At 62.7% G+C, this 14,310-nt stretch carries 16 protein-coding genes and 1 pseudogene; 7 read left to right on the forward strand and 10 right to left on the reverse strand.

The genetic code is table 11. The features are described 5' to 3' along the window. Positions 1-114 precede the first annotated feature (114 nt). From AC1DWF_RS10690 to AC1DWF_RS10700, 3 genes are all read left to right on the forward strand, one after another. Positions 115-600 carry a MaoC family dehydratase gene (locus AC1DWF_RS10690; RefSeq protein ID WP_476784143.1) on the forward strand — a complete coding sequence of 162 codons (486 nt, stop codon included), beginning with the start codon at positions 115-117 and terminating at the stop codon, positions 598-600. Positions 601-712: 112 nt separating this feature from the next. Continuing rightward, entirely contained in the window at positions 713-1,357 is a 645-nt protein-coding gene (locus AC1DWF_RS10695) for a TetR/AcrR family transcriptional regulator (protein WP_476784142.1), read from the forward strand. A gap of 137 nt (positions 1,358-1,494) precedes the next feature. Further along, a complete protein-coding gene (locus AC1DWF_RS10700) occupies positions 1,495-1,734 on the forward strand; it encodes a DUF680 domain-containing protein (RefSeq protein WP_476784141.1) in 240 nt (79 codons plus the stop codon). A gap of 70 nt (positions 1,735-1,804) precedes the next feature. Here AC1DWF_RS10700 and AC1DWF_RS10705 read toward each other — a convergent pair whose 3' ends face one another. The 7 genes and pseudogenes from AC1DWF_RS10705 to AC1DWF_RS10735 form a co-directional block, all read right to left on the reverse strand. Next, positions 1,805-2,008, reverse strand: coding sequence for a hypothetical protein (locus AC1DWF_RS10705; RefSeq protein ID WP_476784140.1), 204 nt, complete (start codon positions 2,006-2,008; stop codon positions 1,805-1,807). 58 nt (positions 2,009-2,066) lie between these two features. Continuing rightward, positions 2,067-2,615, reverse strand: a complete 549-nt coding sequence (locus AC1DWF_RS10710; RefSeq protein ID WP_476784139.1) for a sarcosine oxidase subunit gamma — start codon at positions 2,613-2,615, stop codon at positions 2,067-2,069. Continuing rightward, positions 2,608-5,601: a sarcosine oxidase subunit alpha gene (locus tag AC1DWF_RS10715; protein ID WP_476784145.1), complete on the reverse strand. Its 2,994-nt coding sequence runs from the start codon at positions 5,599-5,601 to the stop codon at positions 2,608-2,610. Before AC1DWF_RS10715 ends, AC1DWF_RS10710 begins: the two co-directional genes overlap by 8 nt. Positions 5,602-5,711: 110 nt before the next feature. After that, positions 5,712-5,981: pseudogene (locus AC1DWF_RS10720) on the reverse strand (sarcosine oxidase subunit delta); the annotation flags it as partial. 11 nt (positions 5,982-5,992) lie between these two features. After that, positions 5,993-6,424, reverse strand: coding sequence for a hypothetical protein (locus AC1DWF_RS10725; protein WP_476784115.1), 432 nt, complete (start codon positions 6,422-6,424; stop codon positions 5,993-5,995). A gap of 69 nt (positions 6,425-6,493) precedes the next feature. Then, complete coding sequence (locus AC1DWF_RS10730) at positions 6,494-6,850, reverse strand: cupin domain-containing protein (RefSeq protein ID WP_476784114.1); 357 nt, start codon at positions 6,848-6,850, stop codon at positions 6,494-6,496. A 10-nt stretch (positions 6,851-6,860) separates the two neighbouring features. Further along, positions 6,861-8,114: a sarcosine oxidase subunit beta gene (locus AC1DWF_RS10735; protein WP_476784113.1), complete on the reverse strand. Its 1,254-nt coding sequence runs from the start codon at positions 8,112-8,114 to the stop codon at positions 6,861-6,863. A 215-nt stretch (positions 8,115-8,329) separates the two neighbouring features. On the opposite strand from AC1DWF_RS10735, the gene AC1DWF_RS10740 reads away from it, so the two are divergent. Further along, complete coding sequence (locus tag AC1DWF_RS10740) at positions 8,330-9,088, forward strand: SDR family oxidoreductase (RefSeq protein ID WP_476784112.1); 759 nt, start codon at positions 8,330-8,332, stop codon at positions 9,086-9,088. A 14-nt stretch (positions 9,089-9,102) separates the two neighbouring features. Here the strand turns inward: AC1DWF_RS10740 and AC1DWF_RS10745 are convergent, their stop codons facing one another. Continuing rightward, the gene (locus AC1DWF_RS10745) at positions 9,103-10,317 is read right to left on the reverse strand and encodes an MFS transporter (protein ID WP_476784111.1); all 1,215 of its coding nucleotides are present in this window, start codon (positions 10,315-10,317) and stop codon (positions 9,103-9,105) included. A gap of 140 nt (positions 10,318-10,457) precedes the next feature. Further along, on the reverse strand, positions 10,458-11,636 hold the full coding sequence (locus AC1DWF_RS10750; RefSeq protein WP_476788246.1) for a glycoside hydrolase family 5 protein: 1,179 nt from the start codon (positions 11,634-11,636) through the stop codon (positions 10,458-10,460). Positions 11,637-11,878: 242 nt separating this feature from the next. On the opposite strand from AC1DWF_RS10750, the gene rpsU reads away from it, so the two are divergent. The 3 genes from rpsU (at position 11,879) to AC1DWF_RS10765 (ending at position 13,848) form a co-directional block, all read left to right on the forward strand. Then, entirely contained in the window at positions 11,879-12,145 is a 267-nt protein-coding gene (gene rpsU, locus AC1DWF_RS10755) for a 30S ribosomal protein S21 (RefSeq protein WP_067958156.1), read from the forward strand. A 150-nt stretch (positions 12,146-12,295) separates the two neighbouring features. After that, positions 12,296-13,132, forward strand: a complete 837-nt coding sequence (locus AC1DWF_RS10760; protein ID WP_476784109.1) for a tetratricopeptide repeat protein — start codon at positions 12,296-12,298, stop codon at positions 13,130-13,132. 122 nt (positions 13,133-13,254) lie between these two features. Beyond that, complete coding sequence (locus tag AC1DWF_RS10765; protein ID WP_476784108.1) at positions 13,255-13,848, forward strand: NAD(P)H-dependent oxidoreductase; 594 nt, start codon at positions 13,255-13,257, stop codon at positions 13,846-13,848. Positions 13,849-13,962: 114 nt separating this feature from the next. Here the strand turns inward: AC1DWF_RS10765 and AC1DWF_RS10770 are convergent. Further along, a partial coding sequence (locus tag AC1DWF_RS10770; RefSeq protein ID WP_476841667.1) for a DUF2165 family protein occupies positions 13,963-14,310 on the reverse strand: 348 nt, incomplete at its 5' end.

Raw genomic sequence — 14,310 nt, forward strand, 5'->3', positions numbered from 1 at the left:
GGTCAATCTGCGACGGATTTGCCGCCGCAAGCGATGACATGGCGCGTCCGATTCTGTATCAGTCCTCGCAGTCGGCGGAGCGCATGACTTTTTCTTATGCAGAACGGGATACGAATGAGCCTGAAATCGATCACTCTCGACGAACTTCAGGCCAGTGTCGGCAAGGAAGTTGGCGTCTCGCCATGGCGCACGGTCACACAGTTGATGATCGACCAGTTCGCCGACGCTACCGACGACCACCAGTTCATCCACTGTGACCCCGAACGTGCTGCCAAGGAAACACCCTTCGGCGGCACCATCGCGCATGGTTTTCTGACACTGTCGCTGCTTTCGGCCATGACCTTCGACACGCTTCCCTCGGTTGAGGGCGGCAGCATGGGCATCAACCAGGGCTTCGAGGAGTTGAAGTTCGTGGCTCCGGTGAAGACCGGTTCGCGCATCCGCACCCACTTCGTGCTGGCCGAGCTGAAGATCCGCCCGTCCGGCTGGATCCAGGCGACGCATGAGGTGACCATCGAGATCGAGAACTCGAAGAAGCCGGCACTGACCGCGCGCTGGCTGACGCTGACTTTTGTCGAGCCCTCGCGCGAAACCGCCTGAACATACTTCGTCAATTCGTAGTCCTGATGAGCTACCGCGCTTGCCTTGCCGCGTTCCGGACCGGCGTATAAAGTCGCCGGCTTCGAGTGCGTGAAGTCAACAAGGCGTATCCGTGTCCAGCATTGCCGCAAACCGACGTGGGCTCCACAAGGCCGAACTCAGGGCCGAACTGGTAGCAGCCGCCCATGCGCTGGTGCGGGAAGAAGGCTATGAGGGCCTGACCATCCGCAAGCTTGCAACGCGGGTCGGTTATGCCCCGATGTCGGTCTATTCCTACTTCGCCGACAAGCAGGAAATCCTGATGGCGCTCGCCGAGGATGCCTTCATCGACCTGGCGCGACGGATGCGGCAGAACCGACCTCACGATCCACTCGAAGCGGTCCACGCAGCCCTCACCGAATATGCGGAGTTCGGGCTTGGCAATCCGAACGAATACCGGACCGTGTTCATGACCGAAAAGCAGAAGCCGCCGGTCGGAAAGACCTTTGCCGAGATGGAACGAGGCAACCCGGCATTCCAGGTGATCCTGGAGCGGGTTGAAGCATGCATCTCGGCAGGCAAGCTGAAGGGCGACGCCCGCGCCATCGCCACGGCCCTATGGACCGTGGCCCACGGGGCGATCTCGCTGCTGATCACGTTTCCCTTCTATCCCTTCGGCGATCCCAAAGCCTATGTGACGCGAATCGGGGATCTCGCTCTGGCAGGACTTGCCGCAAGCGAGACGGCTCCACTCACAGACGAACCCGGCCATTGTTAGAGCCCGCCGGGCAGCATTCAGTGCCTTGAAACCAACGCCTCCGTACGCGTACGGCTAATGCTCTTGCAATACGCAAGGTGCGGCCGTATCTGTAAGTTATCCCGTACATGTACGGTACAAATTTGCGGAGATGGACAATGCGACGGACAATTCTGGCGCTTGCGGCGGTGCTCGCGACGAGCGGCTTGGCAATGGCAAAGGACACTCACAAGACGACGCATGCGCCCTCTGCGTGCAGCGCAACGACGTCCAAGCACAAGCTCGACTGCGGCACGACCGGTGCGATCAAGGAGCGCAGCCCGTCGACGACCAAAAGCGGCCAAGGCCCGCGGCTCGGCTTCGACATGAACCCGTGGATCGTGCCGCCCAAATACTGAGTTCGGGAAGGATTTCGCTATGAAAGCCGCCTGACAGAGCGGCTTTCATATACTTGCGGGGCTGCAGCGGTCAGCTTTTTCTCGGCTCTACCGGTCCACCGGAGATCGTGGTCGACGTCACCGATACCGGGTCGCTGGCCGGAAAGCTGTCCTCAAGCCCTTCGTCGAGCTCTTGTTGCAGCACCTGCTGATCCTTGGGCCGGTCGTCGCTGCGCCGGGCGCGTCTCTCGCGCTTTGGGAGCATCTGTCCCTTTGGTTCGGAAATTGTGGGCATCGCGTGGGTCCCTCTTGAGTCGATGAACAAACGCGTACCCATTCCCGAGGTTCCGAAATCAGCCGTCGCGTGCGGCTTCCGACAGGAAACCGTAGACGTAGTCGGAGAACGAGCGCCAGCACTCGACACGGAAGGCATCCTCTCCGGTCCTGAGCAGCACCATCTCGACCTTGCCCAGCACCGTGCGCGAGGCGGCACCCACCGGGAATGCGGCGAGCGACAGGTCCTGCGGGCAGCCGGCGTTGATGGTGGCTGCGGCATTGGGGCCAGTCACCGATATGCCAACGTTGCGGTGCGAAACATCGACCGCCGAGTGCAGGCCCTTGACCGACGCGCAGTCAGCGAGCGGATCGCCGCCGGCTTCGTCGATGACCAGCCATTCGTCCGGCCCGAGCCAGAGAGCGGTGCGTCCGCCCTTGGTGGCGGAGGTCTTGGGCTTTTGCGGCAAGGCCAGGCCGAGCGCCTTGGAGAGCGCGGCGACAGCGGCCGGACGGGCTCGCAGCGAGATGCGCTGGGCCGGCTCCAGCACCTTGAGCGACACGCCCTGCCCGCCAAGATTTTTGCCAGCGAGTGCGGGGCTTCTAGTGGCGACTGCGACCTTAGCCATTGAGGCGGTCTCCCTTCTCGTCGAAGAACACGGTGCCGGTGACTTCGACCTCGATGACACTATCAGGCATGGGCACGTAGAGCGTTTCGCCGATGCGGTCGCGGCCACCGGCGACAAGGCCCATGGCGATCGAGCGGTCGCAATTCTCCGACCAATAGCTCGACGTGACRTGGCCGATCATCTTCATCGGGATTGCCTGCTTGGGGTTCTCGACGATCTGGGCGCCCTCTTCGAGCACTGTGCGCGGATCCCTGGTCTTGAGCCCGACGAGTTGCCTGCGGCCCTTGGCCAGAAGATCGGGACGCATCATGCCGCGAATGCCGACGAAGTCGGTCTTCTTCTTGCCAACAGCCCAGTCGAGGCCGGCATCGTTTGGCGTGACCGTGCCGTCAGTGTCCTGGCCRACGATGATATAGCCCTTTTCGGCGCGCAGCACGTGCATCGCCTCGGTGCCATAGGCACAAGCGCCATGCTTCTGGCCTTCGGCCCACAAAGCTTCCCAGACAGCGCGGCCATAGTCGGCCGGCACGTTGACCTCGAAGCCACGATCGCCGGTGAACGACATGCGGAACAGCCGGGTCGGCACGCCGCAGATTTTGCCCTCGCGCACCGACATATGCGGCATCGCCTCGTCGGATATGTCGATGCCCTCGACCAGCGGCTCGATGATCTGCCTGGAGTTGGGGCCTTGCACGGCGATGACTGCCCACTGCTCGGAGATCGAGGTCAGCCAGACGTCGAGATTGGGGAACTCGGTCTGGAGATAGTCCTCCATGTGGTTCATGACGCGCGCCGCACCGCCGGTCGTCGTCGTCACATGGAAGCGGTCAGCAGCAAGGCGGCCGACGACGCCGTCGTCATAGATGAAGCCGTCCTCGCGCAGCATGATGCCATATCGGCAGCGCCCGACTTCGAGCTTCTCCCACGGGTTGGTGTAGAGCAGTTCCATGAACTTGGCCGCGTCCGGGCCGACCACCTCGATCTTGCCGAGTGTCGAAGCATCGAACAGGCCGGCGGCCTTGCGCACGGTGACGCATTCGCGGTTGACGGCGGCATGCATGTCTTCGCCGGCGCGTGGAAAATACCACGCGCGCTTCCATTGGCCGACATCCTCGAACACAGCACCATGCCCTTCGGCCCAATTATGGGTCGCGGTCTTGCGCGTCGGGTCGAACAGCCCGTGACGGGCATGGTTGACGATGGCCCCGAAGGTGACCGGCGTGTAGGGTGCGCGGAAGGTGGTGAGGCCTACCTGCGGAATGTCCTTGTCCAGCGCCTCGGCGGCGATGGCGAGGCCATGCATGTTGGACGTCTTGCCCTGGTCGGTGGCCATGCCGTTGGTGGTGAAGCGCTTGACGTGCTCGATCGAGCGCATGCCTTCATGCACCGCCTGGCGGATGTCCTTGGCGGTGACGTCGTTCTGGAAATCGACGAAGGCCTTGACCTTGGTATCGGCGCCAGCGCCCGGGCCAGCACCCAGCATGCCGCCGCTCCAGCCTTCGGAAGCCTCGACCTTGAGGGCAACGCCCCTGGACGACTTGGCGCCAGCATTCTTCGCTGCTTCCGCACCTGCCGCGAGCGCCTGCTCGACGGTGTCTTCGAGCGAGTCGGAACCGTTGCAGGCGCCGACAGATACGCAATCCTGGGCGTAAGTGCCGGGCAGGAAACGCTTGGTCGCGTCATCGAAGGCAACCTTGCCGCGCGACTGCGAGAACATGTGCACCGACGGTGTCCAGCCGGCAGACATCAGCAGCGCATCGACAGCGATCGTGCGTTCCGCGCCGCCGGCCTTGGCCTGCACGGTCATCGACTTGATACGCTGGCTGCCATTGGCGCTGGTGACAGCACGGCCATGATTGACCTCGATGCCGAGAGCGCGCGCCTCGTCGACCAGCGGGCCGGTCGGGTTGTCGCGCAGGTCGACGATGGCAGCGATGCCGACGCCAGCCTTCTTGAGGTCGATCGCGGCACCATAGGCACTGTCATTGGCGGTGTAGACGCCGACTTGCTTGCCGACGACGACGCCATAGTGGTTGAGGAAGGTGCGCGCGGCGGATGCCAGCATCACCCCGGGGCGGTCGTTGTTGGCGAAGACCATATGGCGTTCGATCGCGCCGGTGGCCAGGATGACGCGTTTGGCGCGGACCTGCCACAGCCGCTCGCGCGGCTCGTCGCGGCCGGGACGTGCCACGTGGTCGGTGACGCGCTCGACGAGGCCGACGAAGTTCTGGGCGTAGTAGCCGAATGCCGTTGTGCGCGACAGCACGGTGACATTGTCCATGGCGGCGAGCTTGGCGACGGTCGCCTGTGCCCAGCTCCAGCCATCCTGGCCGTCGATGACAGCACCTTTTTCATAGCGCAAGGCGCCGCCGAAATCGGCCTGCTCGTCGCAGATAATGACACGCACGCCTGTCTCGGCAGCCGCAAGGGCAGCAGCGAGACCAGCAGCACCGCCGCCGAGCACCAGCACCTCGCAATGGGCATAGCGTGCGGAATAGTGGTCGGGGTCGGCCTGATCGGGTGCTACGCCCAGGCCCGCCGCGGAGCGGATGGTGGGCTCGTAGAACTTCTTCCAGGCAGCCTTCGGCCACATGAAGGTCTTGTAGTAGAAGCCGGCCGAAAAGAACGGCGAGCCAAGATCGTTGACCGCGCCGACGTCGAAGGAAAGCGACGGCCAGCGGTTCTGCGAATTGACGGTGAGGCCGTCATAAAGTTCCTGCACCGTGGCCCGTACATTGGGCGTCTTGCGCGCCGCATCGCGCTCGACACTCACCAGCGCGTTGGGTTCCTCGGCACCCGCAGACAGGATGCCGCGCGGGCGGTGATATTTGAACGAGCGGCCAACGAGATGCACGCCATTGGCGAGCAGTGCCGATGCCACGGTGTCGCCGGCAAGGCCGGTCATCGGCTTGCCGTCGAAGGTGAAACGCGCGGTCTTGGCAGGCGTCAGGCGGCCCTGGCCGGAAATGCGGTAGGAACCGGCCATCATGCCTCTCCCTTGGTCGAGCGCTTGGCCTTTGGCTTCACGTTCAGTTGGTCTGGCGGGCGATTGGCCCAGGCAGCTGGCCCCCCTTCGCTCGACAATGTCGAAATGTCGGGCTTCGGCTCACCTGCCTTGTAGGTCAAAAGGAACCGGTCGGTGATGGTGTCGCGGGCGGCGTTGAAGAAGCGCGCGCAACCATGGATGTGGCGCCAGCGCTCGAAGATGACGCCCTTGGGGTTCGAGCGGATGAAGAAGAATTTTTCGAAATCCTCGTCGCTTTCAGCCGCGATGTTGTTCGAACGCGCGATGTGGGCCTCGCCGGCGTTGCGGAATTCGAGCTCGGGGCGCTCTTCTTCGCAGTAGGGGCAGTGAATGAGAAGCATCTGGATGATCCCTAGAGTTCGCCGGGGCCGATTTGGGTGCCTTGCGGTTGGTCGCAAAGCCTTTCGCCAAGTGCGGCGAACGGCGCCACCCGCTTGATCAGCGTTTCCACCGTGTCGACGGGCAGAAACAGATCGCGGTTGGCGATGTTGAGAAAGGTAAGCTCGAACGGATTTGCCGAGACGATGACGTGCCGCGGCTGTCGCGGCTCAGGGTCGTCGCCGTCGGATGCGTGTTCCTCGACAAAGGACACGACCCTGCGGCCGCCACTCCAGACACAGGCGAGAACGCCCGAGGCAACCGAAAACGGCCATTCGCTCTCATAGCCGGCACGGCTGATCGTCTGCAGCCGCACCTCGCTCATGTCGGGAATGTGGAACATACCCCTCTCGCCCGCGAGCACGAGCGGCGCCATCGCAACCAGGGTCGCGGCGAACGTCGACATCAGTGCGCCACCGCTGCGAAAAAGAAGCGAGGGGAACGGCGGATCATAGCCACGAGCGGCGTTCCTTCCTCATAATCGGGTTTTCGTGACGGCAGTCGCCGGATCGCCGGTGTTGGGCACGCCAGCGGGCTCGATCAGAAGGATGTGCGTTTCTTCTTCGGCCACGGGGCAATGCTCAACACCCTTGGGCACGACATAGAGTTCGCCCGGTCCCAGAACAACATCGCCGTCCCTGAGCTGGATGCGCAGCCGACCCTTGAGCACGAGGAAGAAGTCGTCGGTATCGGGATGCGAATGCCAGTTGAATTCGCCCTTGACCTTCACGACCATGATGTCGTTGCCGTTGAAACCGGCAACGATCTTGGGCGACCAGCGCTCGTCAAAGAGCGCCAGCTTCTCGGCGAGATTGACTGATTTTTCGGACATTCCCCGCTCCTCAGTGCGCGACCGCCGCCGCTGCCGCCTCGTCGATGAGCCGGCCGGTACGGAAGCGTTCGATGGTGAAGGGCGCGTTGATCGGATGCGGCTCGTCGCGCGCGATGGTGTGGGCAAAGACATTGCCCGAACCCGGCGTCGCCTTGAAGCCGCCCGTGCCCCAACCGCAATTGACATAGAGGCCCGGCACCGGCGTCTTGGCCAGGATCGGCGAACGGTCAGGCGTCACGTCAACGATGCCACCCCACGAGCGCAGCATCTTCATGCGCGTGAACATCGGAAACATCTCGCAGATGGCGTCGAGCGTGTGGTTGATGATGTGCAATCCGCCGGTCTGCGAATAGGAGATGTACTGGTCGGTGCCGGCACCAATGACCAATTCGCCCTTGTCGGACTGCGAGATATAGGCGTGCACGGTGTTGGACATGACCACGCAAGGGAAGACCGGCTTGACCGGCTCCGACACCAGCGCCTGCAACGGATAGCTTTCGAGCGGCATGCGCACGCCGGCCATGTTCATGATGACCGAGGTGTGGCCGGCGGCAACGACGCCGACCTTCTTGGCGCCGATGAAACCCTTCGATGTTTCGACGCCCGAAACGCGCCCATCAGCAGTGCGGCGCACACCGGTGACTTCGCAATTCTGGATGATGTGGACGCCGCGATCGGACGCGCCGCGCGCATAACCCCAGGCGACCGCATCGTGACGGGCGGTGCCACCACGACGTTGCAGCGAAGCACCAACGACCGGATAGCGGGCGGAAGCCGAAATGTTGAGCGGCGGGCAGAACTCCTTGGCCTGCTCGGGCGTCAGCCATTCATTGTCGATGCCGTTGAGCCGGTTGGCATGGACGTGGCGCTTCAGCACCTGCACGTCATGGACGTTGTGGGCCAGCATCATGACGCCGCGCGCCGAATACATGACGTTGTAGTTGAGGTCCTGGGACAGCCCGTCCCACAGCTTCAGCGCGTGATCGTAGATGCCCGCCGATTCGTCATAGAGATAATTGGAGCGGATGATGGTGGTGTTACGGCCGGTGTTGCCGCCGCCGAGCCAGCCCTTTTCCAGCACCGCGACATTGGTGATGCCGTGCTCCTTGGCTAGGTAATAGGCGGTGGCGAGGCCATGCCCGCCTGCGCCGACGATGATGACGTCGTACTCGCTCCTCGGCTCGGGCGAGGACCACTGCTCCTCCCAACCCTTGTGGCCGCGCATCGCCTCCCGGGCTATGGCAAAAACCGAATATTTCCGCATTGTTTCAGGGCCTCGCAGATGCCGCAAGCTTAAGAGCGCGAGGTGTAGCACTAGCGAAATCCAACGACCAGCCTTGCACTGTTTGCGACGGGGCCTGCCGTTTTGCGCCGCCCATCTGCGCCGCATGTATCGGGTGGCTGGCGAACCATCGAATTGCGAATGACGCAACCAGGCCAGCGGACACCCGCAGGCTGCAAGCGCATGGAGCAAGAACGATGTTTGGATTGAACGGAAAAGTCGCGATCGTCACCGGTGCAAGCTCGGGTATCGGCAGGGCGACGGCCATGTTGTTCGCCGACCAGGGCGCCAAGGTGGTGCTGACGGCACGACGGGCGGAGGAACTCAATGCGGTTGCCGCGGAGATCACGAGCGCTGATGGTGAAGCCGTAACGCTTGCCGGCGACATCAGGGACGAGGCATTCGCCAAGGCGTTGGTCGAGCGAGCCGTCGATGCCTTTGGCGGGCTCGACATCGCATTCAACAATGCCGGTTCAGTGGGTGAGATGGGCGACACCACCGGCCTGTCCACACAGGGCTGGCGCGACACGCTCGACACCAATTTGACCAGTGCGTTCGTCGGCGCCAAATACCAGATCCCGGCGATGCTGGAACGCGGTGGCGGCTCGCTGATCTTCACCTCGACCTTCGTCGGCTACACGGTCGGCATGCCCGGCATGGCCGCCTATGCGGCGTCAAAGGCAGGCGTCATCGGCCTGACCAAGGCACTGGCAGCAGAGTTCGGCCCGCGCGGCATTCGCGTCAACGCCTTGCTCCCAGGGGCTGCCGACACCCCGGCGCTGACAGCCAACACCCCGGAAGAACGCGCCTTCATCGAAGGGCTGCACGCACTGAAGCGTATCGCACAGCCCGAGGAAATCGCGCGTTCAGCGCTCTATCTCGCCTCCGAGGCGTCGAGCTTCACCACCGGCACCGCCTTGCTCGCCGATGGCGGTGTTTCGATCAACCGCGTCTAAGCAGACCCCATCCTTCAGGCCGCGCGGGGACGCGCGGCCTTCATGTTGGGCAAGAAGATGGTCAGCAGGCCGAGCAGCGGCAGGAACGAGCAGATCGCAAAGACATAGTCGATGCCCCTGATATCGGCGACGACGCCGAGCACGGCGGCGGCGATGCCACCGATGCCGAAGGCAAAGCCGAAGAAGATGCCGGCGATGAGGCCGACACGGCCCGGCACAAGTTCCTGGGCGAAGACGACGATGGCCGAAAAGGCGGAAGCCAGGATGACGCCGATTACCGCCGACAGCACCTTGGTCCAGAACAGGTCGACATATGGCAGCATCAGCGTGAAGGGCAAAACGCCCAGGATCGAGAACCAGATTACCGTCTTGGCGCCGAAGCGGTCGCCGATCGGCCCACCGAGCACGGTTCCGACTGCCGCGGCTCCCAGGAAGATGAACAGCATGATCTGCGATTCCTGCACGCTCACGCCGAACTTCTGCATGACGTAGAAGGTGTAGAAGCTCGACAGCGAGGCCACGTAGATCTGCTTGGTGAAGACCAAAAGCGCCAGCACCACCAGCGCGATCATCACCGTGCGGCGCGGCAACGGATCGAACAGCGCCGAAGTGGCGCGCTTGGCCCTGCTGACATGATGGCGGCTGTACCAGCCGCTGACGCGGAACAGAACGACGATGCCGACAAGGGCCGCCAGCGAAAACCAGGCGACGCTGGTCTGGCCCATCGGCACGACGATGAAGGCAGCAAGCAGCGGGCCGATGGCCGAGCCGAAATTGCCGCCGACCTGAAACAGCGACTGGGCAAGGCCGTAGCGGCCACCGGAAGCGAGGCGCGCCACTCGCGAGGATTCGGGGTGGAAGATGGCAGAGCCGAAACCGATGAAGGCAGCACCGACCAGCAGCATGGTATAGCTGTGCGCAAAGGCGAGCAGCACCAGCCCGACCATCGTCGACAACATGCCGACCGGCAGCGAATAGGGCATCGGCTTCTTGTCGGTGTACATGCCGATCAGCGGCTGGAGCAGCGAGGCCGTGACCTGGAAGGTCATGGTGAGCACGCCGATCTGCCAGAAATCGAGGCGGTATTCCTCACGCAGCATCGGATAAAGCGCGGTCAGCAGCGACTGCATGATGTCGTTGATGAGGTGACAGAAACTGACCGCGAGCAGAATGGCGAACACCGTTCCTTCAGCGCTTGACTGGCGGGCAGGGATAGCGGTGTCGGTCATATCAGTAGTTCCAGACTGCAAGCGATCATTTCAGAACCCTGCAATAGACGCTGGATGCCGGCGCTGCATGGTGCAACTTCGGCGGGTTAAAGGACCAGCCGCCGAAGTCAATCTCTGGAAGCGCCCGCTATCGGCCGATGTTATGGCTTCAGGCGCTTGGAGATCGGCTCGAATTCGGGCGTTGGCTTGCGCTTGACCGGATCGGGCTCGTTCTTTTCCTGGGCTTCCCAGTACTTCCAGTTCACCTTGCCCGAACCGAGCTCGTAATCCATGCCGTCCCAGGCGTCCTCACGGAAGCTGTAGAAGGCCCAGTGCAGCTTGTCGGCGTCGAGGGGCGCGAGCACGTCTTCGAGATACTGCGTGCAGAACGGCAAGCGGCGCATGCAGCCAAACTCGCCGGCAACGACCCGGTTGCGTGCAATGCCATGGCTGTCTGCCCATTCGACCGGCTGGGCCAGATAGGCCTTGACCCGCTCCGCGTCCCATTTCTGCTCGCCGTCGCCGTAAGGCACCATGCCCGGATACTGGTAGGGCTTTTCGCGCTTCATGTTGGGCGCGCTGGTGGCAGCGTATGGCTCATACATATGGAAAGAGTAGAGCACGCGCTCGTCGGTGAGCTTGGCTGGCCAATAGGAAAAGGCATCGGCCGCCGCATACCAGCCGGAGTCGGCCATGACAGGCGTTGTCGGGTCGACTTCGCGGATCGCCTTGATCATCGTTTCGTAAAAGGCAGGCAGGTCGCTCGCGCTGTCTTTCTGCTTGTCGTACCAGGCTTTCATCGCAGCCGGATCGGCATGCTCGGCGAGGCCATTGCCCTTCTCAGGTGCCGGCTCGTTGACGATGTTGTAGCCGGCGACCGCCGGATGATCCTTGAGCTCGGCGGCGAGATCGCGCCAGAAGGCGGCAGCCTGAGCCCAATAGGCCTTGTCTTTCCACAGGCGACCGTCGAATTTCTTGTCGTTGTTCTGAGCCCAGCGCATGCCCGGCAGCGACAAAGGCGCGATCACCACCTTGAGCCCGGCCTTGTCGGCGCGATCGAGCACGGCCTTGAGGGTTTTCACGTCCGAGGCGACGAGACCTTCATATTTGTCGGCGGTGCCGATCAGGAAGTCGCGCTTTTCCGGCTTCCACTTGTCATAGGACAATCGCACCCAGCTCGCGCCATAGCCGCGCAGGGCGTCGAAATAGGCCTGGTCGGGCGGCAGGCGGTTGAAACTGTTGCCGCCATGCTGCGGCGCGTCCCAAAAATGGATGAGATCGGCGGCATGCGCCTGCGGCAGGGCCGCCGCAAGCGCGAGGGCAACGAGAATCGAACGCATGAGAATTACCTTGCGGATTTGGAGAGGGCGTGGGATCGGCTTGGTCTCCAACAAATGAGGCGGAAATGGGCTCACTTGTCGGGCACATTTTACAGCGACCTCAGGAAATGCGGCCTTTGTGGTGGACAGGCAGACCTGATTCTGCTATCAGCCGCCCAACAATTCGCGGTGTCAGTCATCGCGGAGGCTTCGTGGCTATTGCCGCGGCCTTGAGATTTCGAACACGAACGACAGGATCACAAGTGCAGGTACTCGTCCGCGACAACAATGTTGACCAGGCGCTTCGCGCGCTTAAGAAGAAAATGCAGCGCGAAGGCATCTTCCGTGAAATGAAGATGCGCGGTCACTACGAGAAGCCGTCGGAAAAGCGTGCTCGCGAGAAGGCAGAAGCCGTCCGCCGCGCCCGCAAGCTGGCCCGCAAGCGCGCTCAGCGCGAAGGCCTGCTGCCCAGCACGCCGCGCCCGGCAGCCGCTGCTGGCGCCGGTGCTGGTGCACGTCCGGCACGTTGATCTGCCAATCTTTGGTCCTTTTCGAAGGATAACGACGAGGTGGGGCGACTAAAAATCGCCGCCACCTTTTTGTTTTGTCCGGCTTGCCGCCGGACGCAGCGCCCACTGCCCGGAGCGCGCAAGCGAGGACACGCAGCGATGAATGCAGTCATGAGCAACCGCACCTCACTGCTGCGCGGCGGCGCCATGACGGCCCTCATGCTTGTCGCGATGACTGTCGCCGGCTGCCAGTCGGGCGGTCCGGCAGGCGAACTGACGCGCATCGACACGGCGCAAGGCTCGAGCGAGAACATCTCCTCGCTGAGCGCCGTGATCGCCAGCAATCCCAACGACCCTCAAGGCTACAACGTGCGCGGCTCGGCCTATGGCCGCAGCGGCAAGTACCGCGAGGCCCTGCAGGACTTCGACCGGGCGCTCCAGCTCAACCCGAATTTCTACCAGGCCTATTCCAACCGAGCGCTGATCTACCGCTTCATGGGCAACCAGCCGGCGGCACTCGCCGACTACAACAAGGCCATCCAACTCAACGCCTCCTACGACGCCGCCTATATCGGCCGCGGCAATCTCTACCGCAAAGCCGGCCGCTCGCAGGATGCCTTCAATGATTTCCAAAAGGCGATCGAGCTCGACACCACCGACCCGCGTGCCTACCACAATCGCGGCCTGATCTATCAGAGCCAGGGCCAGCACGCCTTTGCCATCGAGGATTTCTCGAAGGCGATCTCGCTCGCTCCGGATTCGGCCGAACCCTACAATGGCCGCGGGCTCTCCTACCTCGCTACCAGTGACGACGAAAACGCTTTCGCCGACTTCAACATGGCGATCAAGCTCGACGGCAAGATCGCCGAGAGCTGGGCAAACCAGGCGCTGATCTATGAGCGCCGGGGCGACAAGGCCAAGGCCGCCAAAGCCTACGCCGAAGCGGTCCGCCTCGACCCGAACTACAAGCCGGCCGTCGACGGCCTGGCGCGCACGCGCGGCGTCTGATCCCCGGAGTTCCACGCGTCCTTGGACGCACACCTGGCGCTACAATATTTCTTAACCCGTGCGTGGTCCTATCCGACAACCGATCCAGACTTTCGGATCACGCACCAGCGTCAGGCCTCGCCGTGAACTGCCTCGTTGTCCTGTCGCATCCGCTGCCCGAAAGCCTCAACAGGCATTTTGCCGATATCGTTTTCGATGAACTCACCCGTGCTGGCCACAAGGTGACGCTGCTCGACCTCTATGCCAACGGTTTCGATCCGCGGCTCAGCACGGCCGAGCGCGGCTCGTATTATGGCGAGCGCTTCGAGGCTGGGGCCTTGATGAGCCACGCCGCGGCACTTCGCGAGGCGGAAGTGCTTGTCTTGGTCTTTCCGACGTGGTGGTTCGGCTTGCCGGCGATACTGAAGGGCTGGGTCGACCGCGTGTTTTCCCCAGGCATTGCCTTCGACCATGCCAAGGACTTGGGCACGATCAGGCCGCTCCTCTACAAGCTCCGCCATGTCGTTGCCGTCACCACGCTTGGCAGCCCGTGGTGGGTCGACCGGCTGGTCATGCGCCGCCCCGTTCGCCGCATCCTGAAATGGGGTTTGTTCAGGGCCTGCGCGCCCAAGGCACGCTTTGCGATGTTGTCTTTCTACGCAGCCGAAGAGTCTCCCGTGGCTCGGGTCGAGCGATTTGCTGGCACTATTCGCCGGCAATTGCGCAAGATCAAATAGGCTGGACCTGCTGTGCAACCTGTTCGCTCGACCAGACCAGCCTAGGCTTAGCTTGGGCGAGCCCGACTGTGCGTCAAGCAACACGCACAGGCCAATCACCAATGGGTTGGCGCATCACTCAAGTTCGCCATCCGGCAAGACCACATAGATCAGCACGGCGAGGATCGTCATGTAGAATTGGAAGGCGCCTTCCTGGCCGTTCCAGTCTGATGACTGCCACATGGAAAACCATTCACCGCCGACCACCATGAAGCCGAGGAACCAGACCATGAAGCCGACGCAGGCAGCGCCATGCACCCAGTTCTTTGCCGTGTTGAAACTGGCGGCCGTGCCATTCCGCGCCCGGAACATGGCCAGCGTGCTCAGCGCAAACAACACGAAAACCACTGCTTCACCTGCGATGATGAACCAGTAGCCGAGATGCCAAAGCGTTTCCGTGGTGATGGCACGGTACATCAAGGC

The organism is Aminobacter sp. P4_D5 (assembly GCF_056401815.1).

Excerpts from the sequence above, each read along its gene's own strand:
- AC1DWF_RS10690 (WP_476784143.1), top strand. The coding sequence starts at position 115 with ATGAGCCTGAAATCGATCACTCTCGACGAACTTCAGGCCAGTGTCGGC.
- AC1DWF_RS10700 (WP_476784141.1), top strand. The coding sequence starts at position 1,495 with ATGCGACGGACAATTCTGGCGCTTGCGGCGGTGCTCGCGACGAGCGGC.
- AC1DWF_RS10705 (WP_476784140.1), bottom strand. The coding sequence starts at position 2,008 with ATGCCCACAATTTCCGAACCAAAGGGACAGATGCTCCCAAAGCGCGAG.
- AC1DWF_RS10710 (WP_476784139.1), bottom strand. The coding sequence starts at position 2,615 with ATGGCTAAGGTCGCAGTCGCCACTAGAAGCCCCGCACTCGCTGGCAAA.
- AC1DWF_RS10725 (WP_476784115.1), bottom strand. The coding sequence starts at position 6,424 with ATGTCGACGTTCGCCGCGACCCTGGTTGCGATGGCGCCGCTCGTGCTC.
- AC1DWF_RS10730 (WP_476784114.1), bottom strand. The coding sequence starts at position 6,850 with ATGTCCGAAAAATCAGTCAATCTCGCCGAGAAGCTGGCGCTCTTTGAC.
- AC1DWF_RS10735 (WP_476784113.1), bottom strand. The coding sequence starts at position 8,114 with ATGCGGAAATATTCGGTTTTTGCCATAGCCCGGGAGGCGATGCGCGGC.
- AC1DWF_RS10740 (WP_476784112.1), top strand. The coding sequence starts at position 8,330 with ATGTTTGGATTGAACGGAAAAGTCGCGATCGTCACCGGTGCAAGCTCG.
- AC1DWF_RS10745 (WP_476784111.1), bottom strand. The coding sequence starts at position 10,317 with ATGACCGACACCGCTATCCCTGCCCGCCAGTCAAGCGCTGAAGGAACG.
- AC1DWF_RS10750 (WP_476788246.1), bottom strand. The coding sequence starts at position 11,636 with ATGCGTTCGATTCTCGTTGCCCTCGCGCTTGCGGCGGCCCTGCCGCAG.
- AC1DWF_RS10760 (WP_476784109.1), top strand. The coding sequence starts at position 12,296 with ATGAGCAACCGCACCTCACTGCTGCGCGGCGGCGCCATGACGGCCCTC.